Genomic DNA, 23,625 nt, shown 5'->3' on the forward strand with positions numbered 1-23,625 from the left:
AGCCATGTCGACGCACGAGGACCATATCCGCGAGGCGGTCGCCCTCGCCGCGGCCAATGTCGAGGCCGGCGGCGCGCCCTACGGCGCGGTGATCGTGCGGGACGGCGCCGTGCTGGTCCGCGCGGCGAACACCGTGCACGCGACCAACGACCCGAGCGCCCATGCCGAGATGGTGGCCCTGCGCGAGGCCAGCCGCCTGCTCGGCCGCCGCGACCTCGGCGACTGCGTGATGTACGCCAGCGGCCGTCCGTGCCCGATGTGCCACGCGGCGATGCGGCTCGCGGGTTTCAAGGAGGGCTACTTCGCCTTCTCGGCCGAGGAGGCCGAGACCTACGGTGCCGGCAGCGCGGCGATCTACGCCGAGCTGTGCCGACCCCTCGACGCGCAGCCGATGCGGGTCACCCAGATCCGTCCGCCGGGCGATTCGCCTTACGCGGCCTGGAGGGCGCGCCGGGAGGCCTGACCCGGCCGCGCGGAGCTCAATGCGTCCAGGGGGCCGTGCGGTTGAACTTGAAATTGTCCGAGTACGACAGCCCCTTGCGGTGGGCCGGCTTGGCCGGCTGCTCGACGCGGAACGCGATCCCCTCGCGCTTCGCGTAGGCCACGGCCTCTTCCTCGGTGTCGAACTCGAGGCGCACCTGCTGGAGCATGTCGGAGGACCCGTTCCACCCCATCAGCGGATCGATCTCGCGCGGGCTGGTCCGGTCGAACTCCAGGATCCACTGCTTGGTTCGGGCGAGGCCCGACTGCGTGGCATCCCGAGACGGACGGAAGATGCGGGCGCTCGGCATCTGACTCGACAAGCTCCTGATCGAATGGTCGGGGCGATAGGATTCGAACCTACGACCCCCTGGTCCCAAACCAGGTGCGCTACCAGACTGCGCCACACCCCGACTGCCACACGGCCTCAATGCCGTAGCGGTTCCGCCGTTCCCCCGCAAGGCGCGGCGCGGTGCGCGCGCCCTGTGCCGGCGGCGGCTTCCCCGCGCAGAGATCGCGCGGCGCCTCACTTGTCAGACAAATGGGAGGGCGTTAGCGTCGGTTCCCGGACGAGGGCTGGGCCTCCCCGCCGTCGAACCGGCGCCTGCCATCACTGGGGGGTGGAGGATGGTGCGCTCGGATCGGCGTGCCGGGTGGTTCCGGTCCTCGTCGCCGCGGCGTAGGTCCGCGCCCGCGCGGCGGGTCTTGCCGGCCTTCGCGGAAACGGTGACGATCACCGCGAGCGACATGGATTTGACCGTGTGGACACCGAGCCCGCGCTACCCCGACCCGGCGGTCGAGATCCTCGACGCCGCCTTCGCCCGCTACCGGGTGTTCAACGCGGCGGTCGAGCGCCTCGCGACCGGCTTCCGCTGGTGCGAGGGGCCGGTCTGGTTCGGCGACGGTCGCTACCTGCTCTGGAGCGACATCCCCAACGACCGCATCCTGCGCTGGGACGAGGAGAGCGGGGTCGTCGGCCTCTACCGGAAGCCGTCGGGCTTCGCCAACGGCAACACCCGCGACCGGCAGGGGCGGCTCGTCACCTGTGAGCACGGAGGACGTCGCGTCATCCGCACCGAGCATGACGGCGCGATCACCGTCCTGGCGGACACGTTCGAGGGCCGCCGGCTCAACTCGCCCAACGACGTGGTGACCGCGGCCGACGGCGCGGTCTGGTTCACCGATCCGCCCTTCGGGATCGGCGGCTTCTACGAGGGCGTCCGCGCCGAGCCCGAGCTTCCGCAGAACGTCTACCGGCTCGACCCGGTCACCGGCGTGCTGGAGGCGGTGGCCACTGACCTCGCCGGCCCCAACGGCCTGTGCTTCTCGCCCGACGGCCGCGTGCTCTACCTCGTGGAGTCGCGCGGCCGGCCGACCCGGCGGATCGTCGCGTACGACGTGGTCGCCGGCCGCGCACTCGGAGACCGGCGGGTCCTGATCGACGCCGGGCCCGGCACGCCGGACGGTCTGCGCTGCGACGTCGACGGGAATCTCTGGTGCGGCTGGGGCATGGGCGACGACGCCCTGGACGGCGTCATGGTGTTCAACCCCGATGGCCGGCCGATCGGCCGCATCCGTCTTCCGGAGCGCTGCGCGAACCTGTGCTTCGGCGGCCGGCACCGCAACCGCCTGTTCATGGCGGCGAGCCAGTCGCTCTACGCCGTCCACGTCGACGTCCAGGGCTGCGCTGGCGGGTGAGGCCCCGATACCGGGGCCCGAGCCCGCCGCCGGGCTCATGCTTGACCGGAGCGCCGCGCCGACCCACTTCCCGTCCGCCGGGGGCATAGCGGGACACCGACCGATGATCGAACTCCACTACTGGCCGACGCCGAACGGCCATAAGATCACGATGTTTCTCGAAGAGGCGGGCATTCCCTACCGTATTCACCCAGTCAATATTGGTAAGGGCGAGCAGTTCAATCCCGATTTCCTCAGGATCGCGCCCAACAACCGGATGCCGGCGATCGTCGACGACGAGCCGGCGGGCGGCGGCGCGCCGGTCTCGCTGTTCGAGTCGGGGGCGATCCTGCTCTACCTCGCCGAGAAGACCGGGCGCTTCATCCCGGGCGACCTGCGGGGCCGGGCCGAGGTGCTGCAGTGGTTGTTCTGGCAGATGGGCGGCCTCGGCCCGATGCTCGGCCAGAACCATCACTTCTCGCAGTACGCGCCGGAGAAGATCGACTACGCGATCAAGCGCTACGTCAACGAGACCAACCGGCTCTACGGCGTCCTCGACCGGCGGCTGGCCGACCGCGCCTTCGTCGCCGGGCCGGACTACTCCATCGCCGACATGGCCTGCTATCCCTGGATCGTGCCGTGGGAGAAGCAGGGTCAGAACCTCGACGAGCACCCGAACCTCAAGCGCTGGTTCACGGCGATCGCCGAGCGGCCCGCCACCAAGGCGGCTTATGCCCGCGCCCCGGAGGTCAATCCCGACTTCGGCAAGACCATGAGCGAGGATGCCAAGAAGGTGATGTTCGGACAGACCGCCTCCAGCACCAGGCGCTGACCGGACCATGACCGAGACCCTGCCCGCGCTGCCGCTGGAGGTGATCCACCGCGGCTGGAACACCTTCGGCATCGCCACCCTGACGCTGCCGGATGGCAGCGCCGTGCGGCGGGCGCTGGAGGATCACGGGCAGGCCGCCTGCGTGCTGCCGTACGATCCCGAGCGGCGCGTGGCGCTGCTCGTCCGGCAGGCGCGGGTCGGGCCCGCGTTCTGGGGGGAGTCGGCCGAGTTCGACGAAGCCCCGGCCGGCGGACTCGACGGGGACGCCCCCGAGGCGACCGCGATCCGCGAGGCGATGGAGGAGGCGGGCGTCCGGTTGACCCGGCTCGAGCCGGTCGCGCACGCCTACAGCATGCCGAGCGTGTCTTCCGAGCGCCTCTGGCTCTACCTCGCGCCCTACGGCGCCGCCGACCGGGTCGGTCCCGGCGGTGGGCTGCACGCGGAGGGCGAGCAGGTGATGGTCGTGGAGATGCCGCTGACCGCGCTGGCGGAACAGGCCCGGGCCGGCCGCCTGCCCGACCTCAAGACCCTGGCCCTCGTCCAGGCCCTGATGCTCCGAAGCCCCGAACTGTTCGCCGCATGACCCTCTCGCCCACCGCACCCGCGCCGGATGTCCTCGCGGCGATGCTCGCCTTCGCCGAGGAGGCGGCCCCTCTGGCCCTCGCCATGCGGGCGGGCGGCCTCGCCATGAGCAACAAGGGCCCCGATCTCGGCCAGGCCCTGACGGAGGCCGACCTCGCCGTCAGCCAGCTGATGCACGCGCGGTTCGGCCCCGACCTGATCGAGGAGGAGACGGCCGAGGATCTCGGGCAGGCGGCGGCCCGGGCGCTGCTCGCCCGCGACGCCTGGACCTTCGTGGGTGACCCGATCGACGGGACCCGGCCTTTCGCGGGCGGCCTGTCGGGCTGGGGCGTCATGGTGGCGGCCTGCCGCGCGGGCTGGCCTCGAGCCTGCGTCATGAGCCTGCCGGCCTGGAACGAGGACCGCTCGGCACCGGCCCGAGGCACTCCGGCGGAGGCTACGGAGGGGCTCCTGCTGGCGGCGAGCGAGGGCCGCGCCTTCTGGGCACCGATCCGCGGCGGCCGCATGACGACGGCGCTGCGCCCGCTCGAGCGCGCGGCGCGACGGACCGGCCATGTCGGCTGGCTGTCGGTCACGGCGCAGCGCTACACCCTGGATTACGGCCGCGGCTGGTTCCCCTGGAGCGAGGGCGGGGCGATCTCGGACGCCGCGCTCCTGGCGACCGGGCGCCTCGACGCGACCCTCAGCAACAACCGATTGTGGGACCTGGGTCCGATCCTCCCGCTGTTCGAGGCGCTGGGCTTCCGCCTGTTCCACTGGCCGGACCTCGGAGATCCGCCGGCGGACTTCGTCGACCTGTTCGACGCGGAGCTGTCGGCCCACGACGACCTCTGGCTGGTGTGCCGGGACCGCGACCAGGCCGCCGATCTGGCGACGGCCATCCGCCGCGCCTAGGACGGGGCCCGTGAGGGCCGCGCCCGGGCGCAGGGCCAGACGAACGGGCGGTCCTCCCGGACCGCGACAGGATCCGGGCCGGCTCTCAGAGCGCCGCGATCAGCGTCCGGATCCGCGCCTGCGACGCCTTGAGCCCGCTCTCGGCCTCGGCCCGGGCGGCGGCGAGCTTCGCCAGCTCGTCCTCCTGGCCACCCATGCGGGTAAGGTAGCGCCGCGCCAGCTCGCTGTCCTTCGGAACGGCGCCGAGATTGCTGCGGATGCGCTCCTGCTCCGCCTGCACCTTCGCCTCGCGCTCGGCGATCTCCTCGACGGTCCGGGTCGCCGCGGCGACCTCGGCGCGGGCCCGGGACAGGGTCTTGAGCTTGCCGCCCAGCTCCGGGTCGGTGGCGAGGGCGGCCCACCGGACCAGCAGCGCCTCGTCGGCGTCGACGAGATCGTAGGCGTCGATCTGGACGTGCTCGAGCACGGCCCGGGTCTCGGCCGTCCCGCCGGCGGGGACCGCGACCTTGAGCCGATAGGCCGTGGGGGTCTCGCTGTCGCGGGCGGAAGCGGTGAGGGTCCAGCCCTCCCGTCGGGGATGCTCGATGATCACGGACCGGGCGGCGTCCGGCGCGCCCTTGATCGTGTAGGTCGTGACCTCCCGGGCGATCACCGTCGCGCGCGCCACGCCGTCGACCACGGTGATCTGGGTCAGGGCTTGGCTCGGCTCGGTCTCCGCCTGGACGGCGACCTTGCGGTCGAGGGCGAAGCTGGCGAGCCGCTGCTCGCCGACCGGCGTCGCGGGCAGGCGGGCATCTCCCAGGTAGCCGGCCTCGCGGTCGTAGAGGGTGATGAGGCCCGCCGGCAGGGTCGCGGTGGCGCTGTTCCGGATCCGGAAGGCCGCGGTCGGATGGATCCCTCGGCCCGGCTGCCAGAGGGCGACCCGCTCGGCCTCGATCTCGGTATCGATGAACGGCACCGACAGCGTGCTGCCGGCGCGGAGATCGACCGGATGCGGCAGCGTGAAGTTCGCCGCCACATCCCCCTCGCTGGCGGCGGCGCCCGCGGTGGCGGCCGCGGCGTCGTAGCTCGGTTCCGCTGACTCCGCCCGGGTGTCCATCCGCGCCATCGGTGCCGGAAGGGGCGCGGCGGCGGGCGCAGGGGCGCGCAGGCGCGCGACCGACCTCGGGGCGACCGTGCCTGGGTCGAGGTCCGGCATGCCGACATCCTCGACCATCACCGGCGCCTCCGGTCTCTTGCGCCAGTAGCGCCGGTGCAGGCGCTGGAGAAGCGCCACCGGCGAGCCGGACGAGAGGGTGACGTCGACGCCTGCCCAGTCGGCCCCGAGGGCGTTCTCGATGATGGCCCAGGCCTGCAGGTTCGCGCGGCCGCCGCCGCCGTCGACGATGCGGTAGCTCGTCTTCCAGACCGGTGCGGCGACCACGTAGGTCAGCCGGATCTCGCGCTGGCCACGCCCCGAGACATCGACCTCGACCCGGTGGGCGTCTCCGACCTTGGCCGTCCCGGCCGCCGCGATCGCCTCGGCGATCTTGGCCGCCATGGCCGAGTCCTGGATCGTGACGGCGGCGCCGTCCTCGATCGACACGGATTCGAGCGTGCCCGTCCCGGTCAGCACAGTCAGGATCGCGACCTCGCCGCTCTCGGTCCCGGCGTTCCGCTCGGACACGCCGAGCACTCGCCCCTCGAGTGTGCGCCCGCCGCTCTGGATCCTGATCGGAACGCCCTGCAGCTTCCCCAGGAGGCGTGCCGGCCCGGACAAGTCGTCCGCGGTGAACGGCATCGTCCGCAGCGTCTCGTCGGCCTGATCCAGCCCGTCCAGGCGCAGGGCACCGACGGTGCCGACGGGATCCCGCACCACGAGGCTCTTGAGGATGTCGTCGATCTGCTCGGAGCGAGCGTCGAGCCCGATCGTCGCGTCGCCGTCGACCGGGTGGACCTGGGTGACTTCCGCGAGGCCGCCGCTCGACAGGGTGACGGCGCGGATCCGCCCCGGGGACGCCGCCCTCAGGGGCGGCGCGGCCGCGATCATGCACAGCAGAACGCCCGCCCACACGACATGAGACGTCACCAAATCGCCTGCCTCCCGTTCGAGCGCCGTCCGCCGCGGCGGTCGCGGATGTGATGGCGGGTTCGAGCCGCTGGCACGGCACCGTGACGCCCGCTCCCACGCGGTCGCCGACGGGGAGCCGGCAGCCCGCGCGCCTCGGCCTGCGCGGCAGATCGCCCGTCTCCGCGGCAGCCGGTGATACCGCGAAGCCGGGAACCGCGACGGCGCGACGCGTGCCGCCAGGATTCTCCGTCCCGTCGGCGCTGTCCAGCCAACTAGGTCATCGCGGTGCCGCAACTCCGGACCCGATCCCGGGCGCCGTCGGCCTGGCGTCCGGGGCGCAAAAGAAGGCGGCGCGCCATCGCGTGGCGCGCCGCCTCGGTGTTGGGTCTCGGGCGATCAGTTCAGCGTCGCGTTGACCGGCCGCCGCTCGGCGCCGACCGTCACGTCGCCGATCATCAGGCCCATGGGCCCCAGGCGGACCGGCACCGTCTCGCCGTCGTGGACCTTGCCGGAGAGCACCAGCTCGGCCAGCGGATCCTGGACGTTCTTCTGGATCACCCGCTTCAGCGGCCGCGCCCCGTAGGCCGGGTCGTAGCCCTTGTCGGCGAGCCAGTTCTTGGCGTCCTCATCCACGTCGAGGGCGATCTTGCGGTCGTCGAGGAGCTTCTGCAGGCGCCCGAGCTGGATCTCGACGATCGCCCCCATCTCCGACCGCGCGAGGCGGTGGAACAGGATGATCTCGTCGACCCGGTTCAGGAATTCCGGCCGGAAGTGACCGCGCACCACGCCCATCACCTCGTCGCGGACCGCGTCGGTGTCCTGGCCCGCGGGCTGGTTCACCAGGTACTCGGCCCCGAGATTCGAGGTCATGATCAAGAGGGTGTTGCGGAAGTCGACCGTCCGCCCCTGACCGTCGGTGAGCCGCCCGTCGTCGAGAACCTGCAGCAGGACGTTGAACACGTCCGGATGCGCCTTCTCGACCTCGTCGAACAGCACGACCTGGTAGGGCCGGCGCCGCACGGCCTCGGTGAGAGCGCCGCCCTCCTCGTAGCCGACGTAGCCCGGAGGCGCGCCGATGAGCCGGGCGACCGCGTGCTTCTCCATGTACTCGGACATGTCGATGCGCACGAGCGCCGTGTCGTCGTCGAACAGGAAGCCGGCGAGCGCCTTGGTCAGCTCGGTCTTGCCCACGCCCGTCGGGCCCAGGAACATGAACGAGCCGATCGGCCGGTTCGGATCCTGTAAGCCCGCGCGGGCGCGCCGGACCGCGGTCGAGACCGCCTCCACCGCCTCGCGCTGGCCGACGACGCGCTTGGACAGCGCCTCCTCCATGGCCAGCAGCTTCTCGCGCTCGCCCTCCAGCATCTTGTCCACCGGCACGCCGGTCCAGCGGGAGACGACCCCGGCGACGTGGGCGGGCGTGACCGCCTCCTCCATCATCGCGTCGCGGCCGTTCTCCGCCTTGGCCTCGATCTCGGCGAGCTGCTTCTCGAGGCCCGGGATGACCCCGTAGGCGAGCTCACCCGCGCGCTGGTACTGGCCCTGGCGCTGCGCCGCCGCGAGGTCGTTGCGGGCCTCGTCGAGCTTCTTCTTGAGGCCGGCGGCCGTGCCGAGCTTGTCCTTCTCGGCCTTCCAGCGCGCGGTGATCGCCGCCGACCGCTCCTCCAGGTCGCCGAGCTCCTTCTCGAGCCGGACCAGCCGGTCGCGGGAGGCGGAGTCGGTCTCCTTCTTGAGCGCCTCGGCCTCGATCTTCAGCCGGACGATCTCGCGGTCGATGTTGTCGAGCTCCTCGGGCTTCGAGTCGACCTGCATGCGCAGGCGCGAGCCGGCCTCGTCGACGAGGTCGATCGCCTTGTCGGGCAGGAAGCGGTCGGTGATGTAGCGGTTCGACAGCGTCGCGGCCGCGACCAGGGCGGAATCCTGGATGCGCACGCCGTGGTGCTGCTCGTACTTCTCCTTCAAGCCGCGCAGGATCGAGACCGTGTCCTCGACGGTCGGCTCCGACACGAAGACCGGCTGGAAGCGCCGCGCCAGCGCCGCGTCCTTCTCGACGTGCTTGCGGTACTCGTCGAGCGTGGTCGCGCCGACGCAGTGCAACTCGCCGCGGGCGAGCGCCGGCTTCAGGAGGTTCGAGGCGTCCATCGCCCCGTCCGCCTTCCCGGCGCCGACCAGCGTGTGCATCTCGTCGATGAACAGGATGATGCCGCCCTCGGCCGCCGTGACCTCGGAGAGCACGCCCTTCAGCCGCTCCTCGAACTCGCCGCGGTACTTCGCGCCGGCGATCAGCGCGCCCATGTCGAGGGCCAGCAGGCTCTTGTCCCGCAGGGACTCGGGCACGTCGCCGTTGACGATGCGCAGCGCCAGCCCCTCGACGATCGCGGTCTTGCCGACGCCGGGCTCGCCGATGAGGACCGGGTTGTTCTTGGTGCGCCGGGACAGGACCTGGATGGTCCGCCGGATCTCCTCGTCGCGGCCGATCACCGGGTCGAGCTTGCCGTCCCGTGCGGCCTCGGTGAGGTCGCGGGCGTACTTCTTCAGCGCGTCGTAGGCGTTCTCGGCCGAGGCGTTGTCGGCGGTGCGGCCCTTGCGCAGCGCGTTGATCGCGGCGTTGAGCGAGGCGGGGGTGACGCCCGCCGCCTGCAGCGCGCGGCCGGCCTCGGAATCCTTCTCCACCGCGAGGGCGAGGAGCAGCCGCTCCACCGTCACGTAGGAATCGCCCGCCTTCTCGGCGGCCTTCTCGGCGGTGTCGAACAGGCGCATCAGCTCGCGCGTCGCTTGCGGGGCGGCGGCGTTGCCGGAGACCTTCGGCTGCTTGGCGAGCCACTGCTCGGTCTGAGCGAGCGCCACCCGGGACTGACCGCCCGCGCGGTCGATCAGACCGGCGCAGAGGCCTTCCGGATCGTCGAGCAGCACCTTCAGCAGGTGGCCCGGCTGAAGCTGGGGATGTCCCTCGCGCATCGCGAGGTTCTGAGCCGCCTGCACGAAGCCGCGGGCGCGCTCGGTGTACTTTTCGAAGTTCATGCACAACCCTCCCGTACCGGCATCCGCCGCCCGATGAGAGGCGCGGCGCCACCGAAACGTCGCCCTCCGGCTATCCGCCGCGCGAGGGCCCCGGCGCCGCTGGTGGCCGCCGGTAGACCCGATGTGGTGTTGCAATTCAGCACCACAAGGGGCGGCGAAGCTCTTGCGCCCCGGATCATTTCAGGGCCACGCTCCGCGCATGACCGCATTGATTCATGTCAGCGCCCTGTATCGCTATCCGGTGAAGGGCCTGAGCCCTGAACCCGTCGCGCGGGCGGAACTCGAGACCAGCGGTTTCTTCCCGGGCGACCGGCTCTACGCCATCGAGAACGGGCCGTCAGGTTTCAACGCAGTGGCGCCCCGGCACCAGCCCAAGACCAAGTACCTGATGCTCATGCGCGACGAGGCGCTCGCCCGCCTGCGCACCCGCTACGACGACGCCACGGCGACGCTGACCGTCGAGGGGCACGGCGAGCCGCGGGCCTTCCGCCTCGACACCGAGGCGGGGCGAGAGGGGCTCGCGGAGCTGATGCGGCGCTACGTCCCCGAGAGCCTGCGCGGCGAGCCGAAGGTGCTCGCCGCCCCGCCGCAGTACCGCTTCACGGATTCGCCGACCGGCTACGTGTCGCTGATCAACCGCGCGAGCGTGGCGGCGGTGGAGGATTACCTCGGCGCGCCCGTCGACCCGCTGCGCTTCCGCGGCAACCTGCTGGTCGAGGGGCTCGAACCCTTCGCCGAGCTGGAGATGGTCGGCCGGGTGATCGAGGCGCCGAGCGGGCTGCGGCTCAAGATCACCAAGCGGACGGTGCGGTGCGCGGCGACCAACGTCGACCCGGTCAGCGGCGTGCGCGACTGCGACATCCCCTGGACCCTCGACGCGCGCCTCGGCCACCGCGACCTCGGCGTCTACGCGGAGGTGATCGCCGGCGGGACGCTGGCGAAGGGTGACGCGCTGCGCGTGGTGGGGTGACGAGCTAACTCTTCCCTCCGGTGCTGCCGTCGTCGCGGTCAGAGGGAGGTCGTGTCAGAGCCGCGACACGTAGGCCGCGAGATCCTTGATGTCCGCCTCGCTCAGGCCCTGCGCGACCTCGTTCATGGCGGGATCGTAGCCGGGCCGGGCGTTCGACTTGTAGGCGGCGAGCGCCTTGGCGAGGTAATCCTCCCGCTGCGCGCGGATCCGCGGGATCGCGTCGCGGCCCGCGAGGTCCGGTCCGTGGCAGGAATTGCACTGGTGCTTGGCGACGAGCGCCTGCGCGCGCGCCGCCAGAGCCGCGTCGGCCGGTGGCCCGGCCCAGGCGGGCGGCGGCAGCGTCGCCACCGCGTCGGCGTAGCCGCGCAGGTCGTCGTCGGAGAATCCGGCGGCCACCTCGTTCATCGGCGGCGCCTCCCGCTGCTTCTCCCGGAACTGGAAGAGCTGCGTGACCACGTAGTCCGGGAGCTGCCCGCCGAGCGAAGGCACGCCCTCCGTCGCCGACGTGCCGGCCCCGTGGCAGCCGATGCAGGGAGCGAGGCGCTCCTGCATCGCCGCGTCCGGGGCGGCGCGCGTCGCGCCCGTGAGCAGCAGCCCGCCGAGGGCATAGACCAGCCCGCGGATCAAACGGAGATGGCGGCGCATCACCGGCCGTAGCTGACGCGGTAGATCGCGCCGTTGTAGTCGTCGGAAACGAGCAGCGATCCGTCCGTGGCGACCAGCACGTCGACCGGCCGGCCCACATACTTGTTGTCCTGAAGGAAGCCGGTCAGGAACGGCTCCACCGCGGCGGTCTTGCCGTCCGGTCCGGGCTTGGCCACGACCACGTCGCCGCCGAGCTTGGTCGTGCGGTTCCACGAGCCGTGCCGGGCGACGAACATCGCGTCCCGGTAGGCCTCCGGAAACTGCGTTCCGGTGTAGAACCGCAGGCCGAGCGAGGCCGTGTGCGGGCCGAGGAGCGCCGCCGGCGCGGTGAATTCCGAGCAGGCGTGGCCCCAGCCGTATTCCGGATCCGTGAACGTGCCCTGGTGGCAGTACGGATAGCCGAAATGCTGCTTGCCCGGCTCCGTGAGCACGTTCAGCTCGTCGTTCGGGATGTCCTCCGAGACCCAGTCGCGGCCGTTATCGGTGAACCAGAGCTGCTTGGTCTTCGGGTTCCAGTCGAACCCGACGGTGTTGCGCACGCCGCGGGCGATCACTTCGGCGTTCTTGCCGTCGAGGTCCATCCGCCGGATCTGCGCGTGGGTGTCCGGCGGCATCACGATGTTGCCCGGCGCGCCGACCGGGACGTAGAGCTTGTTGTCCGGGCCGATGGCGATGAACTTCCAGCCGTGGGCCTCGTCCTTCGGAAGGTCGTCGTAGACCAGGGTCGGCTTCGCCGCGCCATCGAGATGGTTCGCGATGTCGTCGTAGCGCCAGATCTTCGAGAGTTCGGCGACGTAGAGCGCGCCGTCGTGGTACGCGACGCCGTTCGGCCGGTGCAGGCCCGTCGCGATGGTCTTCACCGCGCGCTTCCCGTCGCCGTCCGGCTTCGGCAGCACGGCGTAGACCTTCCCCACCGTCCGGGTGCCCACGTACAGCGTGCCGTCCGGCGCCTGGGTCATTTCGCGGGCATTCGCGAGGCCGCTGGCGTAGACCTCGATCTTGAAGCCGTCCGGAACCGTCAGCTTGTCGAGCGGCAGCTTGGCGGCCGCGGTCGCCAGCGGCGGTCCGGCCACCGGCGCGAGCTTGGCCGCGGCGCCGCCCTCGGGGCGGCCGTAGAGGGCCGAGCCGCGATCGACCTGGACGCTGGGCGGCGGGGCCGCGGTCGCGGGCGTCTCCTGCGCGGCGACCGGGCCGGATCCCATCAGGCCGAGACCGAGTCCGGCGAGGGCGGCGGTGAGGCTGCGGGTCAGGATCGGCTGGCTGATCGGCGTCATGATGTCTCCCGGTGGGGGCGGCCCCGCGGACCGTCCGCTCGCTCTGCACTCTTTATTCAACGGTCGGCCGGAGAGCGCGACCGGGCCGGGCGCCGCGGAGGCGACACTCCGCGGCCGCCGTAACGCGGGCCGAGATCAGGTGCGCCGCCGCGCCCTCCAGGGCCATCGCCGGCTGTCGCGTCGGCTCACCTTGCGTTTTGGGCGATGATCTCCGAAAACGCCCCCCGTCCGGGAAGCTTAGGCTTGGCCTGGGATGCCGGCCGTCCGCCGGAGCCCGGCCGACGCGGCGTTCCGATCCGGTTCGAGGACACGTATCGATGATCGATTACGCGCAGGCGCGGCGGATGATGGTCGACTGCCAGTTGCGGACCTTCGACGTGAACGACAACACAGTGCTCGACGCGTTCGACACCGTGCCGCGCGAGGCCTTCGTGCCGAAGGGCCGCGAGCCCTTCGCGTATATCGACCAGACCCTGAACCTCGGCGAGGCCGACGGCGAGACACGCTGCATGCCGGCCCCGATGGTCGTGGCCCGGATGATCCAGGCCCTGCGGGTCCGCCCGGGCGTCGCCGCCCTCGACGTCGCCACCGGCTACGGCTACGCCGCCGCCATCATGGCGCAGCTCGGCGCGCAGGTCACGGCGCTGGAATCGGTGCCCGATCTCGCCGCGGCGGCGCGCACCCGGCTCGGCGCCTCGGCCCAGGTGATCGAGGGCCCGATCGCCGACGGCGCCCCCGAGCAGGGCCCGTTCGACGTCATCCTGATCAACGGCCGCGTCGAGGTCCGGCCGCAGGCGCTGCTGAACCAGCTCAAGGACGACGGCCGCCTGATCTGCGTGTTCGGCCCGCATCGCAACGCCAAGGTCACCCTCTTCGTGCGCGCCGGCGACGCGTTCGGGGCCCGCCCGCTGTTCGACGCGTCGCTGCCCAATCTGGAGGCCTTCGCGGCGGAAGCCGGCTTCGCGTTCTGACACCGCGCCGAGGCGGCGCACGCGTGCGCCCCGATCAGCCGAGCCTGTAATCCCCCAGCCGGGCGCGGCGGGCGCTCCGGCGATAGGCCATGACCGAGTCGGGCCAGAGGGTCGTGTTGCGCCCGGTCGCGTCGAGGTACCAGCTGCGGCAGCCCCCGGCCTGCCAGATGCTGTCGGCCATGCGGCTCTGGAGCCGGTCGACGAACCGGGCCTGAGCCTCCGGCCGGACCTCGACGGTCTTCGTCCCGCGCCCGAGCGCTGTCAGACAGTCGAGGACGTGCTGCACCTGGATCTCGATCATCGAGACGACCGAGTTGTGGCCCAGCCCGGTATTGGGCCCGAGCAGCATGAAGAAGTTCGGGAACCCCGCGACCGTGATGCCCTGGTAGGCGCCCACGCCGCCGGCCCAGGCCTCGGTCAGGCTCCGGCCGTCGCGGCCGACGAGGTGCATCCGCGCGAAGGTCGCGGCCACGTCGAAACCCGTGGCGTAGACGATCACGTCGAGCTCGTGATGCCGCCCGGTCTCGGTGGTCACGCCAGTCTCGGTGATCCGGGCGATGCCGTCCGTCTCCAGGGTGACGTTCGGGCGCTGGAGCGCGGGGTAGTAGTCGTCGGAGATCAGCACCCGCTTGCAGCCGAGCCGGTAGTTCGGCGTCAGCTTCGCCCGCAGGGCCTTGTCGGGGACAGCCTTGGCGAGATGGTGCCGCGCGAGGGATTCGGCCTGGCCGGTGAGCTTCGAGACCTTGGTGAAGCCGAGCAGCGCCCGCACCTCGTGCAGCCAGAACAGCCGCGCCCGCTCGAGCCGCCGGCTGAGCGGCAGGCGCCGGTAGCGGTCCCGGGCACGCTCCGCGATGGCGTGATCGTTCTTGGGCATGATCCAGGGCGGGGTGCGCTGGAACAGCGTCAGCTGGGACGCGACGGCGGCGAGTTCCGGCACCACCTGGATCGCGCTCGCACCGGTGCCGATCACCCCGACGCGCTTGCCGGCCAGCGCCGCGGAGTGATCCCAGGCCGCCGTGTGGAAGGCGGGGCCGGCGAACGCGTCGCGGCCCGGGATGTCCGGGAAGGCCGGATGGTGGAGCCCGCCCATGCCCGCGACGATCGCGCGCGCCGTGATCCGCTCCCGGTCGGTCTCCACGTGCCACAGGGCGCGCTCCGCGTCCCAGGTGGCTCCGGTGAAGGTCGTCCCGAGCTGGATCAGGGGCATCAACCCGTTCCGCTCGGCGGTGTCCCGGAGGTAGGCCAGGATCTCCGGCTGCGGCGCGTACATCCGGCTCCAGTCGGCCTTCGGGGCGAAGGACAGCGAGTAGAGGTGCGAGGGGATATCGCAGGCCGCACCCGGATAGGTGTTGTCGTGCCACGTGCCGCCGATCCCGTCGGCCTTCTCGATCACCCGCAGCGGCCCGATTCCCGCCTGCCGGCAGCGGATCGCCATCGCGAGCCCCGAGAAGCCGGCGCCGACGATCAGGACGGCCAGGGTCTCGGACGCGGGCTCGGTCATCGCTGAGGGCTCCCGAAGGGGGCGTGGGGCGCGTGCGCCGTCAGGAAGGCCGCGGCCTCGTCGAGGGAGGTTCGCGCCTCGGGCAGCACGCCGGCGGCGAACTGCCAGGCGTGGGACACGACCGGGAAGAGCTTGAGCTCGGTCTCGACGCCGGCCGCGCGGGCCCGCTCCGCCATGCGCACGGAGTCGTCGCGCAGGACCTCGCGGGCGCCGACATGGAACAGCAGCGGCGGGAAGCCGGTCGGGTCGCCGAAGAGCGGCGAGACCCGCGGATCGGCCGGATCGGCGGCGCCCAGATACATCGGCCGGATCGCCGCGAGCGCCTGCGGGTCAAACATGGCGTCGCGCCACGCATTGGTCACCCGCGACCCGTCCTCGGAGACGAAGTCCGTGGCCGGCGAGAACAGGGCCGCCGCCCAGGGCATCGGCAGGCCGCGGGCGCGGGCTTGGCCCATCAGCACGAGGGCGAGGTTGCCGCCGGCCGACTCGCCCGCCACGCAGGCGGCGCCCTCGGCGCTGAACGCCGCCCAGGCGGCGGTCACGTCGTCGACCGCCGCGGGGAACGGGTGCTCGGGGGCGAGGCGGTAGTCGGGCGCGAAGATCGTGAAGCCCCGGTTCGCCAGCGCGCCGGTGATGGGACGGTGCGTGCGCGGCGAGCACGCGATGAAGCCGCCGCCGTGGATGTAGAGCATCCGCCGGCCGGGCCCGGCCTTCGGCCGAACCCACTCGCCCTTCACGCCGCCGACGATGCCTGGCTCGTAGGTGACGCCCTTGGGGTCGGGGAAGGTCGGCGCCTCGAAGATCCGGCGGAACGCGGCCGCGTCCCGCGCCCGGGACAGGGGGCCCCGAACCCGGCTGCGGACCATGTAGGCGCCGAGATACGCGCGCAGGCTCGCCATCTCAGAGCGTCCCTCCGGACAGGCGCACGATCGTCTTCCAGTAGCCCACCGGCATCAGGCGCTGGATCAGCGCGGCGTTCTTGGCGTCCTTGCCGACGACGATCCGGGGCGCCCGGGCCTCGATGCCGCGGATGATGGCGGCGGCCGCGTCGGCCGGCGCCAGGGTCAGGAGCTTGCCGAACGCCGCCCGGGCCTTCTCGTCCTCCACGGCCGCGCGCTTCGCCGCCTCCGGATCGGTGGGCGGCCGCCGGCCGCGGGCGTTGCGGGAGATGGCGGTGGCGACGCCGCCCGGATGGACCACCGTCACGCCGAGGCCGGTGCCGTCGAACTCGTGCCGGAGGGCCTCCGAGAAGCCGCGCACTCCGAACTTGCTGGTGCAGTAAGCGACCTGCCCCGGCGGCGCGATCAGGCCGAACAGGCTCGACAGGTTGACGATCTGCGCCGCCGGACGGGCGCGCAGCATCGGCAGGAAGGCGTGACACATCCGCACGACGGCGCGCAGGTTGATGTCGAGCAGCCACTCGAAGTCGTCGAGATGCGTCTCGTCGAACCGGCCTCCGAGGGCGACGCCGGCATTGTTGATCAGCAGGTCGAGGTGCCCGGACTGCTCCGCGACCCAGTGGGGCAGCGCGCGGATCCCCTCGGCATCCGTGAGGTCGAGGACGCGCGTCGCGACCGTGACCCCGCGGATCTGGGCAGCGACGGCCGCGAGGCCGGTCTCGTCCCGGTCCACCAGGAGAAGCGTGCAGCCCTTCGCGGCCAGGCCCTCGGCCAGTGCCGAGCCGATGCCGCTCGCCGCGCCGGTGATCAGGGCCACCGCGCCCGCGAGTTGGAACCGCTGTGCCAAACCGCGCCTCCCCGTGCCGTCGATCCGGATCGACTGTTCTCGGGGGATAGGCCCGGCCGGCCGGATTGTCTAGGGTGAGCACCCTAGACGGGGACGGGATCATGTCGCGGGGCGAGGTTCGGAGGGGTGAGCGCGGGGCGGATGTCGATCCGGAGGCCGATCTCGCCGCCGCGTCCCCCGATACGCGCACCCGGATCCTCGCGGTCAGCCTCGCGCTGTTCAATGCCCGCGGCCTCGGCCACGTCACGACGGCGGAGATCGCGGCCGCGGCGGGGATCCGCGAGGGCAATCTGCAGTACCATTTCCCGCGCAAGCGCGGCCTGATCGAAGCCCTGTTCGCGGCCTTCGAGACCGAGGCCGTGGCGGTCGCGGGTCGGATGCCCGCCGACCCCGCGGCGCCGGAGGCGCTGCTCGCCTATCAACGGGCGTGGTTCGACCTGATGTGGCGCTACCGCTGCGTCTACCGCGACGGCATCGCCATGGTGGAGATCGCGCCGGCCCTGCGCGCCCGGGTCCATACCCTCCGGGCCGAGACCCAGGCGCTGGCCCGCGGCGTGTTCGAGGCGGCCGTGCGGGCAGGGCGGCTGCGCGTCGCCCCGGACGCGCTCGGCCGGCTCATCGACAATGCCTGGATCGTGTCCAGCCACTGGATGAGCCACCGCCTCCAGGGCGGCACCGCCCTCACGGAGGCGGACCGGGACTGGGGCTTCGCGCAGGTGCGCGACCTCTTCGCGCCCTATCTCGTGCCGGAAGGTCCCATCTGACGGCCCCTGGCCCGATCCTTCCATGCGCCCCGGCCAAGCTCGGACCCGAAGGACGCGATGCTCGACCGCCTGACCCATGCCGGCCTCAGCCTCCTCGTGCTGCTCGCCGTCGCGTTCCTGTTCTCGACGAACCGGCGGGCGATCAGTCCCCGCGTGGTCCTCACCGGCCTGGCTCTGCAGGTCGGCCTCGGCGCCCTGGTCCTGTTCCTGCCCGCCGGCCAAGCCGCGCTGCGGGCCGCCGCCGCCGGAGTCGTCACCGTGCTGTCCTACGGCGACCGGGGCACGGCCTTCCTGTTCGGCGGGCTCGTCGAGCCCAAGATGTTCGAGCTGTTCGGCGGCTCGGGCTTCATCCTGGCGCTGCGGGTCCTGCCGCAGATCCTCTACGTCTCCGCGCTGATCGGCGTGCTCTACCATCTCGGCGTGATGCAGGCGCTCGCCCGCTTGCTAGGCGCGGTGCTCCGGCGGATCCTGGGCACGTCGCCGATCGAGTCGTTCTCCGCGGTGATCACGATCGCCATCGGCCAGAGCGAGATCGCCGTCGCCCTGCGCCCGTTCCTCGCCCTGCTGACCGGGGCCGAGCTGTTCGCCGTCATGTCGAGCGGTGCCGCGTCCACCGCGGGATCGATCCTGGCGGGCTACGCGGCGCTCGGCGTACCCATGACCTACCTGCTCGCGGCCTCCGTGATGGCGATCCCGGGAGGGCTCGTCTACGCCAAGATCCTGATGCCCTCCACGGAGCCGACCCGGATCGCGACCACCCGGGTGGAGTTCGGCGAGACACGGGCGGCCAACATCATCGAGGCGGCGGCGGACGGCACCCAGAAGGGGCTCGCGGTGGCGGTCTCGGTGGGGGCCATGCTGATCGCCTTCGTCGGGCTGATCGCCCTGGCGGACGGCCTGTTCGGCACCCTCGGGGCTTGGATGGGCTACCCGTCCGCCTCGTTCGAGGGCGTGCTCGGCCGGGCGCTCGCCCCGCTGGCGTGGCTCCTCGGCGTGCCCTGGGACCAGGCGACCCTGGTCGGCGGCGCGATCGGCCAGAAGCTCGCCTTCAACGAGTTCCTGGCCTACGCCAACCTGTCGCCGGTCCTGAAGGCCGGCACCCTCGAGCCGCGGGCGCAGGCGATCGTCTGCTTCGCCCTGTGCGGCTTCGCCAATTTCGCGTCGATCGCGATCCAGCTCGCGAGCTTCTCGAGCCTCGTCCCGGAGCGGCGCTCCGAGGTCGCCCGGTACGGGCTGCGGGCGATCCTGGCGGGGACGCTGTCGAACCTCACGAGCGCGGCGATCGCCGGGCTGTTCGTGGCGTGACGGATCAGGCGCCCTTGCGCGCCGCGAGCAGCAGCGCGTTCGGGCGGGTCCGCTTCGGCACCGGCAGGACGCGGTCGAGGATCGCGCCGACGCCGTACGCGAAGGTGAGCGCCGCCGCCCAGGACCACGTCCGCCGGAAGAAGCGGTCGCGGCAGCGGACGGGGCTGACCTTGGCCATCCAGTGGATCAGCGAATCGTGCTGGTCCATGCCGATGGCGTGGACGGCCTCGGGCGTGCAGCCGAGCGTGCCGGCCAGCGCCTCCAGGGCGGTGGGCGTCCACCACGTCAGGTGGTGGGGCGGCGCGTTGATGACGAAGTTCGGGATGGTGGTGTTGGGCGAGGGCCAGAGCGGCGTGCCGATCAGGACCACGCCGCCCGGCTTGACGCAGGCCGCGAGCGCCTTGGCGAAACTCAGCGGGTCCGCCACGTGCTCGATCACCTGGAACGCGCAGGCGACGTCGTAGACCGGGCCGACGCGCGCCGCGTGCGCCTCCACGGTCTCGTCGAGGATCGCGCCGGTCGGGTCCTCGGCGGAGAAGTTCGGGTCGAGGCCAGTATAGGTGGCGTCCGGCACGTAGGCGCGGAACCCGCCGTGGCCGCAGCCGACATCGAGCACACGGGCGCCCGCGGACACGTGCGCGGCCGCTTGGCGGAATTCCAGGCGCTCCGTCTCCGGCCCGGCGAGCTTATCGTGCGCGGCGATCCGGCCGTAGAACGCCCGGTAGAAAGCCGCGTCGCCGGCGACCGGCGGGTCGAAGAAGATCAGCCCGGTCGGGGATTCCCAGAGGCGGAACGTCCCGGCGGGACGCAGCAGCGGCCCGACATCGACGCCGCCGGAATAGTGCCAGAGAAGCGTCAGGAAGGCGGCGTCCAGGCGTTCGACGCAGCGCAGGGCGGGGGCGCCGGTGATCGGGCAGGGGGGGATCGACTGATCGGCCGCTCGGGCGCTGTCCGCCAAACTGATCCTCGCTCGCTCCGCAGGCCCGGACGGTCCGGGGACGCCGCAGCGGCACAGGTTTGGTGTGGCCCGTCAAGCCGAGGCGCGACTTCCCACGAGCGCCCAAAGAAAAGGGCGCCGCTCCGGATGAAGCGGCGCCCGAGACCGTCGGAGCGACGTCTTAGTGGAAGGTGTCGATCTCAGCCGACTCGTAGCTGGTGACTTCCATGCCGACGCAGATCTCGGAGACGACGGGGGCAGACCAAGCCATGATTTCCTCCAGGTAAATTGGTGCGTGGATAGAGAGGCCGCGGGGCCGGAGCGACGCGCGCTCCAGGCCGGGCGCGACTTAGTGGAAGGTGTCGATCTCGGCCGACTCGTAGCTGGTGACTTCCATGCCGACGCAGATCTCGGACACGATCGGGGCAGACCAAGCCATGGCGTTTCTCCTCGCTGTTGGTGCGATCCATATAGGCAATATCTTGGACGCAATACAAGCGAGCACAACACTTATATTTCTCATAGGGAGCTCGGCCGGGAGCCGCGCGCAACCGTCCCGTGGCCGCGCGGCCACCCGCCGGGGCGCCGTTCGGCATCGGCTGCGGATGGGCACGGTTTCGGCTTGACGGGCTCTGCGCGCGGGCGCACGACGCACCCGCGCGACGGTGTCCTCGACGGTGTCGCGCTCCCATTCCAGCAGCGACCCGCGAAGCGACGTGCCCGACCGATCGTGCCTGCCGTGCCCGGCCCCGTGCCGTCGTCCCGCCTGAGCCGCTGAGAGGCCTGGCCGCGGGGCGACCGACGCGGCGGCCGGTCACGGCCCTGACCTAGGATGACCGGCGACGCGTCGCCTCGTAATGCACGAGGCGAGGCCATGAACGAGATCGCCCCCTTCGACACGCGCGTCGATCCCTCCGTGTTGGCCGCACGCCTGTCGGACGAGCGGGCGCCCGACATCGTCGAGGCCCTCAACGACGAGGCCCCCGAGGTCGCCGCCGCCATCCTGCTCGGCCTGCCGATGGAGCGGGCCATCGAGGTGCTGGACCAGCCGGAGCTCGACTGCGCCGCCGACATCATCGAGATGCTGCCGCGGGACCGGGTCGCGGGCTACCTGTCGGGCATGTCGGCCGACCGGGTCACGGACGTGTTCCGCGAGATCGAGGAGCCCGGCCGCTCCGACCTGCGCGCCCGCCTCGACGCCGAGACCCGCGGCGCCGTCGACCGGCTGTCGGCCTACGGCGAGGAGACCGTGGGCTCGCTCATGACCACCGAGTTCGTCACCGTGCCGGGCACCTGGACGGTGGGCCAGACGCTGGAGCACATCCGCCACGTCGAGAAGACCCGCGAGACGATCTACGCGATCTTCGTGCTCGACCCGCGCACCCGCGCGCTCACCAAGGCGGTGCCGCTGCGACGCCTGATCTCGGGGGATCCGGGCGACAACGTCCTCAGCGTCGCGCCGGGACGCCGGCCGCTCGCGGTCTCGCCGACGGCTAGCCGCGAGGAGGCGGCGCGGCTGATCTCCAAGTACGACCTCCTGGCGCTGCCGGTGGTCGACGCGGTCGGCCACGTGATCGGCATCGTCACCGTCGACGACATGATCGACGCGATGATCGAGAAGCAGACGCAGGACGTGCAGCGCTTCGGCGGCATGGAGGCTCTGCCCGAGCCCTACATGGATATCGGCTTCTTCACGATGATCCGGAAGCGGGCCGGCTGGCTGTGCGCGCTGTTCCTGTCGGAGATGCTCACCGCCTCGGCCATGCAGGGTTTCGAGGGTGAGCTGGAGAAGGCGATCGTCCTGACCCTGTTCATCCCGCTGATCATGAGCTCCGGCGGCAATTCCGGCTCGCAGGCGACCTCGCTGCTCATCCGGGCGCTGGCCCTGCACCAGATCCGCCTGCGCGACTGGTGGCGGGTGGCGCTGCGCGAGTTGCCGACCGGGATCTTCCTCGGCGCGATCCTCGGCGTGATCGCGGTGGTCCGGATCGTGGCGTGGCAGAAGCTCGGCCTCTACGACTACGGCGAGCACTGGCCGCTGGTCGCCGCCACGGTCGGTGCGGCGCTCGTCGGGATCGTGACCTTCGGATCGCTCGCCGGCTCGATGCTGCCGTTCCTGCTCCAGCGCATCGGCTTCGATCCGGCCACCGCCTCGGCGCCCTTCGTGGCGACGCTGGTCGATGTCACTGGCCTCGTCATCTACTTCTCGGTGGCGCTGCTGATCCTGCGCGGGACGCTTCTGTAGGCGCGCCGACCCTCTGGGTCGGACGCTGCGCAGCCCGGCCAATGCCGTGGATGACCGCGAGCGACCGGCCCCTTATCCCGTGCGGGAGCGGGGACCCGCCTCCCGTCCGGATGGCGTTCGAGCCTGCTTCAGCCCGCCACCGCCTCGGCCAGCCGCTTCCGCTGAACCTTGCCGTTCGCGGTGCGCGGCAGGGCATCCAGGAAGCGGATCTCGCGCGGGCGCTTGTAGGCGGCGAGCCGCTCGGCACACCACGCGAGCAGGCCCTCCGCGTCGGGCTCGACGCCCGGCTGGAGTACCACGAAGCCGCAGATGACCGAGACGTCCGCACGCACCGGCAGCTCGGCGACGCCCACCTCCGCCACGGACGGGTGGGTCGACAGCACCGCCTCCACCTCGTTGGGCGAGACCCGGTAGCCCATCGCCTTCATCAGGTCGTTGTTGCGGCCCTCGAACCACAGGTAGCCGTCGGCGTCGAGACGGGCGAGGTCGCCGCCGACGAACCAGTCGCCGCGCATGACCTCGGCCTCTTCTTCCGGCCGGTTCCAGTAGCCGAGCATCAGCGCCGGCTCGGTCCGGTGGACGGCGAGGAGCCCGCTCTCGCCGGCGGGAAGCGGCACGGGCTCGCCCGCGACGGGCAGGATCGCCACGCGCCGGCCCGGCTGCGGCTTACCGGGCGAGCCGGGGCGCACCGGGATGGTCGGGCCGCTGGAGATGTAGGTCGAGATCTCGCTCATCCCGAGTGCCTCGTAGAGGGGCTTGCCGGTGGCCTGACCCCAGGCCTCCAGAAGCTCCACCGCGAGGGGCTCGCCGGCCGTGCAGCCGTGGCGCAGGCTCGACAGGTCGTGGGCGCCGAGGTCGCCGTACTTGAGGATCTGGCGGTAGAGCGTCGGGACGGCGGCGAACAGGGTCGCGCCGTAGGCGGCGATCAGGCGCGGCCACACCCCGGGATCGCGCGGGCCGTTGTAGAGCACCGCGGTCGCGCCGACCGACCAGGGATCGCTCAGGCCGACGCCCAGCGTGTAGGTCCAGTTCATGGTGCCGGCGTGGAGCATCACGTCGGACTCGGTGAGCCCGAGCCAGTGGTCGAGCATCGGGCGGCGGCCGTAGGCGGCGCGGTGGGCGTGCAGCACGCCCTTCGGCCGGCTCGTCGTGCCGGAGGTGTAGATCAGCATCGCCGGGTCGTCGGCGGCGGTGTCGGCGTAGTCGGGCAGGGGCGGGCCCGCCTTCAGGGCGGCGACCGCCGCGGCGTCGAGCAGAAGGCGCCCGCCCAGAGCCTCGGGCGCGACCGTGCAGCCGCTCCCGACGACCACGGCGGCGGCGCCGGAATTCTCCATCAGGAAGGCGGCCTCGCCCTCCGTGAGCTGCGGCGAGGAGGGCAGCGCCACGAGGCCGGCCGCCAGGGCGCCGAAATAGACGAGGACGTAGTCGGCCTCGTTGCCCATGCGGATCATCACCCGGTCGCCGGGCTTCAGGCCGAGGCCGAGAAGGCCCGCCGCGATGCCGCGCACCGCGCGCTCGACCGCGCCGAAGCTGAGGCGGTCCGCGGTGCCGTCGCCGACCATCACCAGGGCGGTCTTGTCGGGGCGCAGGCGCGCGTTCTCGGCGAGGCAGTACCGCGCTGCGTTGAAGCGGGCCGGCGGACGGCGATCATCGTGCTGGCTGTCGGACACCGGGCGCTCCCCCGCGGGCGGGCTTTTCGCCGGGTGTCCCGCCTGGGCGCGCCTGCGTCAA

Annotated in this window: 22 protein-coding genes and 1 tRNA gene; 10 read left to right on the top strand and 13 right to left on the bottom strand. The window is 72.0% G+C overall.

What is annotated here, in order from left to right:
• The first annotated feature begins 4 nt into the window (after positions 1-4).
• Complete coding sequence (locus tag BKE41_RS28840) at positions 5-463, top strand: nucleoside deaminase (protein WP_024828093.1); 459 nt, start codon at positions 5-7, stop codon at positions 461-463.
• 16 nt (positions 464-479) lie between these two features.
• On the opposite strand, the gene BKE41_RS28845 is transcribed toward BKE41_RS28840, so the two are convergent.
• Entirely contained in the window at positions 480-791 is a 312-nt protein-coding gene (locus BKE41_RS28845; RefSeq protein WP_012322328.1) for an ETC complex I subunit, read from the bottom strand.
• 25 nt (positions 792-816) lie between these two features.
• Positions 817-893: transfer RNA gene (locus tag BKE41_RS28850), tRNA-Pro, on the bottom strand.
• Positions 894-1,227: 334 nt separating this feature from the next.
• Between BKE41_RS28850 and BKE41_RS28855 the strand changes: the two genes are divergently transcribed.
• The 4 genes from BKE41_RS28855 to BKE41_RS28870 all read left to right on the top strand — a co-directional run bounded on the left by BKE41_RS28855 (position 1,228) and on the right by BKE41_RS28870 (position 4,465).
• Positions 1,228-2,178, top strand: coding sequence for an SMP-30/gluconolactonase/LRE family protein (locus BKE41_RS28855; RefSeq protein WP_071000795.1), 951 nt, complete (start codon positions 1,228-1,230; stop codon positions 2,176-2,178).
• Positions 2,179-2,281: 103 nt separating this feature from the next.
• Complete coding sequence (locus BKE41_RS28860; RefSeq protein WP_071000562.1) at positions 2,282-2,989, top strand: glutathione S-transferase N-terminal domain-containing protein; 708 nt, start codon at positions 2,282-2,284, stop codon at positions 2,987-2,989.
• Positions 2,990-2,996: 7 nt separating this feature from the next.
• Positions 2,997-3,572, top strand: a complete 576-nt coding sequence (locus tag BKE41_RS28865; RefSeq protein ID WP_012322331.1) for an NUDIX hydrolase — start codon at positions 2,997-2,999, stop codon at positions 3,570-3,572.
• Positions 3,569-4,465: an inositol monophosphatase family protein gene (locus tag BKE41_RS28870; protein WP_071000563.1), complete on the top strand. Its 897-nt coding sequence runs from the start codon at positions 3,569-3,571 to the stop codon at positions 4,463-4,465. Before BKE41_RS28865 ends, BKE41_RS28870 begins: the two co-directional genes overlap by 4 nt.
• A gap of 85 nt (positions 4,466-4,550) precedes the next feature.
• Here BKE41_RS28870 and BKE41_RS28875 read toward each other — a convergent pair whose 3' ends face one another.
• Positions 4,551-6,533, bottom strand: coding sequence for a DUF4139 domain-containing protein (locus BKE41_RS28875; RefSeq protein ID WP_245295868.1), 1,983 nt, complete (start codon positions 6,531-6,533; stop codon positions 4,551-4,553).
• Positions 6,534-6,911: 378 nt separating this feature from the next.
• Positions 6,912-9,536 carry an ATP-dependent chaperone ClpB gene (clpB, locus tag BKE41_RS28880; RefSeq protein ID WP_012322334.1) on the bottom strand — a complete coding sequence of 875 codons (2,625 nt, stop codon included), beginning with the start codon at positions 9,534-9,536 and terminating at the stop codon, positions 6,912-6,914.
• Between the two features lie 199 nt (positions 9,537-9,735).
• On the opposite strand from clpB, the gene BKE41_RS28885 reads away from it, so the two are divergent.
• The gene (locus BKE41_RS28885; protein WP_053621640.1) at positions 9,736-10,506 is read left to right on the top strand and encodes an MOSC N-terminal beta barrel domain-containing protein; all 771 of its coding nucleotides are present in this window, start codon (positions 9,736-9,738) and stop codon (positions 10,504-10,506) included.
• 54 nt (positions 10,507-10,560) lie between these two features.
• Here the strand turns inward: BKE41_RS28885 and BKE41_RS28890 are convergent, their stop codons facing one another.
• Positions 10,561-11,151, bottom strand: coding sequence for a c-type cytochrome (locus tag BKE41_RS28890; protein WP_012322336.1), 591 nt, complete (start codon positions 11,149-11,151; stop codon positions 10,561-10,563).
• A complete protein-coding gene (locus tag BKE41_RS28895) occupies positions 11,151-12,425 on the bottom strand; it encodes a PQQ-dependent sugar dehydrogenase (protein WP_199825821.1) in 1,275 nt (424 codons plus the stop codon). The genes BKE41_RS28890 and BKE41_RS28895 overlap by 1 nt, the downstream gene beginning before the upstream one ends.
• A 317-nt stretch (positions 12,426-12,742) precedes the next feature.
• On the opposite strand from BKE41_RS28895, the gene BKE41_RS28900 reads away from it, so the two are divergent.
• Positions 12,743-13,396 (top strand): protein-L-isoaspartate O-methyltransferase, encoded by a 654-nt coding sequence (locus BKE41_RS28900; RefSeq protein ID WP_012322338.1) that lies wholly within the window; start codon positions 12,743-12,745, stop codon positions 13,394-13,396.
• 34 nt (positions 13,397-13,430) lie between these two features.
• On the opposite strand, the gene BKE41_RS28905 is transcribed toward BKE41_RS28900, so the two are convergent.
• From BKE41_RS28905 to BKE41_RS28915, 3 genes are read right to left on the bottom strand one after another with little or no spacing between them, the layout of a single operon-like run.
• Entirely contained in the window at positions 13,431-14,897 is a 1,467-nt protein-coding gene (locus BKE41_RS28905) for an NAD(P)/FAD-dependent oxidoreductase (RefSeq protein ID WP_058607425.1), read from the bottom strand.
• A complete protein-coding gene (locus tag BKE41_RS28910) occupies positions 14,894-15,796 on the bottom strand; it encodes an alpha/beta hydrolase (RefSeq protein ID WP_012322340.1) in 903 nt (300 codons plus the stop codon). The genes BKE41_RS28905 and BKE41_RS28910 overlap by 4 nt, the downstream gene beginning before the upstream one ends.
• 1 nt (position 15,797) lies before the next feature.
• Complete coding sequence (locus BKE41_RS28915) at positions 15,798-16,643, bottom strand: SDR family oxidoreductase (RefSeq protein WP_012322341.1); 846 nt, start codon at positions 16,641-16,643, stop codon at positions 15,798-15,800.
• A gap of 74 nt (positions 16,644-16,717) precedes the next feature.
• On the opposite strand from BKE41_RS28915, the gene BKE41_RS28920 reads away from it, so the two are divergent.
• Complete coding sequence (locus tag BKE41_RS28920) at positions 16,718-17,407, top strand: TetR/AcrR family transcriptional regulator (RefSeq protein WP_245295869.1); 690 nt, start codon at positions 16,718-16,720, stop codon at positions 17,405-17,407.
• Positions 17,408-17,464: 57 nt separating this feature from the next.
• Complete coding sequence (locus BKE41_RS28925) at positions 17,465-18,712, top strand: nucleoside transporter C-terminal domain-containing protein (RefSeq protein WP_012322343.1); 1,248 nt, start codon at positions 17,465-17,467, stop codon at positions 18,710-18,712.
• Positions 18,713-18,716: 4 nt separating this feature from the next.
• On the opposite strand, the gene BKE41_RS28930 is transcribed toward BKE41_RS28925, so the two are convergent.
• The 3 genes from BKE41_RS28930 to pqqA (BKE41_RS28940) form a co-directional block, all read right to left on the bottom strand.
• Positions 18,717-19,670, bottom strand: a complete 954-nt coding sequence (locus tag BKE41_RS28930; protein WP_071000566.1) for a class I SAM-dependent methyltransferase — start codon at positions 19,668-19,670, stop codon at positions 18,717-18,719.
• A 160-nt stretch (positions 19,671-19,830) separates the two neighbouring features.
• The gene (gene pqqA, locus BKE41_RS28935; RefSeq protein WP_020090597.1) at positions 19,831-19,920 is read right to left on the bottom strand and encodes a pyrroloquinoline quinone precursor peptide PqqA; all 90 of its coding nucleotides are present in this window, start codon (positions 19,918-19,920) and stop codon (positions 19,831-19,833) included.
• Positions 19,921-19,998: 78 nt separating this feature from the next.
• On the bottom strand, positions 19,999-20,088 hold the full coding sequence (gene pqqA, locus BKE41_RS28940; RefSeq protein WP_041372433.1) for a pyrroloquinoline quinone precursor peptide PqqA: 90 nt from the start codon (positions 20,086-20,088) through the stop codon (positions 19,999-20,001).
• Between the two features lie 435 nt (positions 20,089-20,523).
• Here pqqA (BKE41_RS28940) and mgtE point away from each other — a divergent pair, with 435 nt between their 5' ends.
• Positions 20,524-21,894 carry a magnesium transporter gene (mgtE, locus tag BKE41_RS28945; protein WP_071000567.1) on the top strand — a complete coding sequence of 457 codons (1,371 nt, stop codon included), beginning with the start codon at positions 20,524-20,526 and terminating at the stop codon, positions 21,892-21,894.
• Positions 21,895-22,022: 128 nt separating this feature from the next.
• On the opposite strand, the gene BKE41_RS28950 is transcribed toward mgtE, so the two are convergent.
• Positions 22,023-23,564 (bottom strand): AMP-binding protein, encoded by a 1,542-nt coding sequence (locus tag BKE41_RS28950; RefSeq protein WP_012322346.1) that lies wholly within the window; start codon positions 23,562-23,564, stop codon positions 22,023-22,025.
• Between the last annotated feature and the right edge of the window lie 61 nt (positions 23,565-23,625).

It is taken from the genome of Methylobacterium sp. C1, from assembly GCF_001854385.1.
Classification (GTDB): Bacteria; Pseudomonadota; Alphaproteobacteria; order Rhizobiales; family Beijerinckiaceae; genus Methylobacterium; species Methylobacterium radiotolerans.

Coding starts and splice junctions, on each gene's coding strand:
- BKE41_RS28840 (WP_024828093.1), top strand. CDS start 5: ATGTCGACGCACGAGGACCATATCCGCGAGGCGGTCGCCCTCGCCGCG.
- BKE41_RS28845 (WP_012322328.1), bottom strand. CDS start 791: ATGCCGAGCGCCCGCATCTTCCGTCCGTCTCGGGATGCCACGCAGTCG.
- BKE41_RS28855 (WP_071000795.1), top strand. CDS start 1,228: ATGGATTTGACCGTGTGGACACCGAGCCCGCGCTACCCCGACCCGGCG.
- BKE41_RS28860 (WP_071000562.1), top strand. CDS start 2,282: ATGATCGAACTCCACTACTGGCCGACGCCGAACGGCCATAAGATCACG.
- BKE41_RS28865 (WP_012322331.1), top strand. CDS start 2,997: ATGACCGAGACCCTGCCCGCGCTGCCGCTGGAGGTGATCCACCGCGGC.
- BKE41_RS28870 (WP_071000563.1), top strand. CDS start 3,569: ATGACCCTCTCGCCCACCGCACCCGCGCCGGATGTCCTCGCGGCGATG.
- clpB (WP_012322334.1), bottom strand. CDS start 9,536: ATGAACTTCGAAAAGTACACCGAGCGCGCCCGCGGCTTCGTGCAGGCG.
- BKE41_RS28885 (WP_053621640.1), top strand. CDS start 9,736: ATGACCGCATTGATTCATGTCAGCGCCCTGTATCGCTATCCGGTGAAG.
- BKE41_RS28890 (WP_012322336.1), bottom strand. CDS start 11,151: ATGCGCCGCCATCTCCGTTTGATCCGCGGGCTGGTCTATGCCCTCGGC.
- BKE41_RS28895 (WP_199825821.1), bottom strand. CDS start 12,425: ATGACGCCGATCAGCCAGCCGATCCTGACCCGCAGCCTCACCGCCGCC.
- BKE41_RS28900 (WP_012322338.1), top strand. CDS start 12,743: ATGATCGATTACGCGCAGGCGCGGCGGATGATGGTCGACTGCCAGTTG.
- BKE41_RS28905 (WP_058607425.1), bottom strand. CDS start 14,897: ATGACCGAGCCCGCGTCCGAGACCCTGGCCGTCCTGATCGTCGGCGCC.
- BKE41_RS28910 (WP_012322340.1), bottom strand. CDS start 15,796: ATGGCGAGCCTGCGCGCGTATCTCGGCGCCTACATGGTCCGCAGCCGG.
- BKE41_RS28925 (WP_012322343.1), top strand. CDS start 17,465: ATGCTCGACCGCCTGACCCATGCCGGCCTCAGCCTCCTCGTGCTGCTC.
- pqqA (WP_020090597.1), bottom strand. CDS start 19,920: ATGGCTTGGTCTGCCCCCGTCGTCTCCGAGATCTGCGTCGGCATGGAA.
- pqqA (WP_041372433.1), bottom strand. CDS start 20,088: ATGGCTTGGTCTGCCCCGATCGTGTCCGAGATCTGCGTCGGCATGGAA.
- mgtE (WP_071000567.1), top strand. CDS start 20,524: ATGAACGAGATCGCCCCCTTCGACACGCGCGTCGATCCCTCCGTGTTG.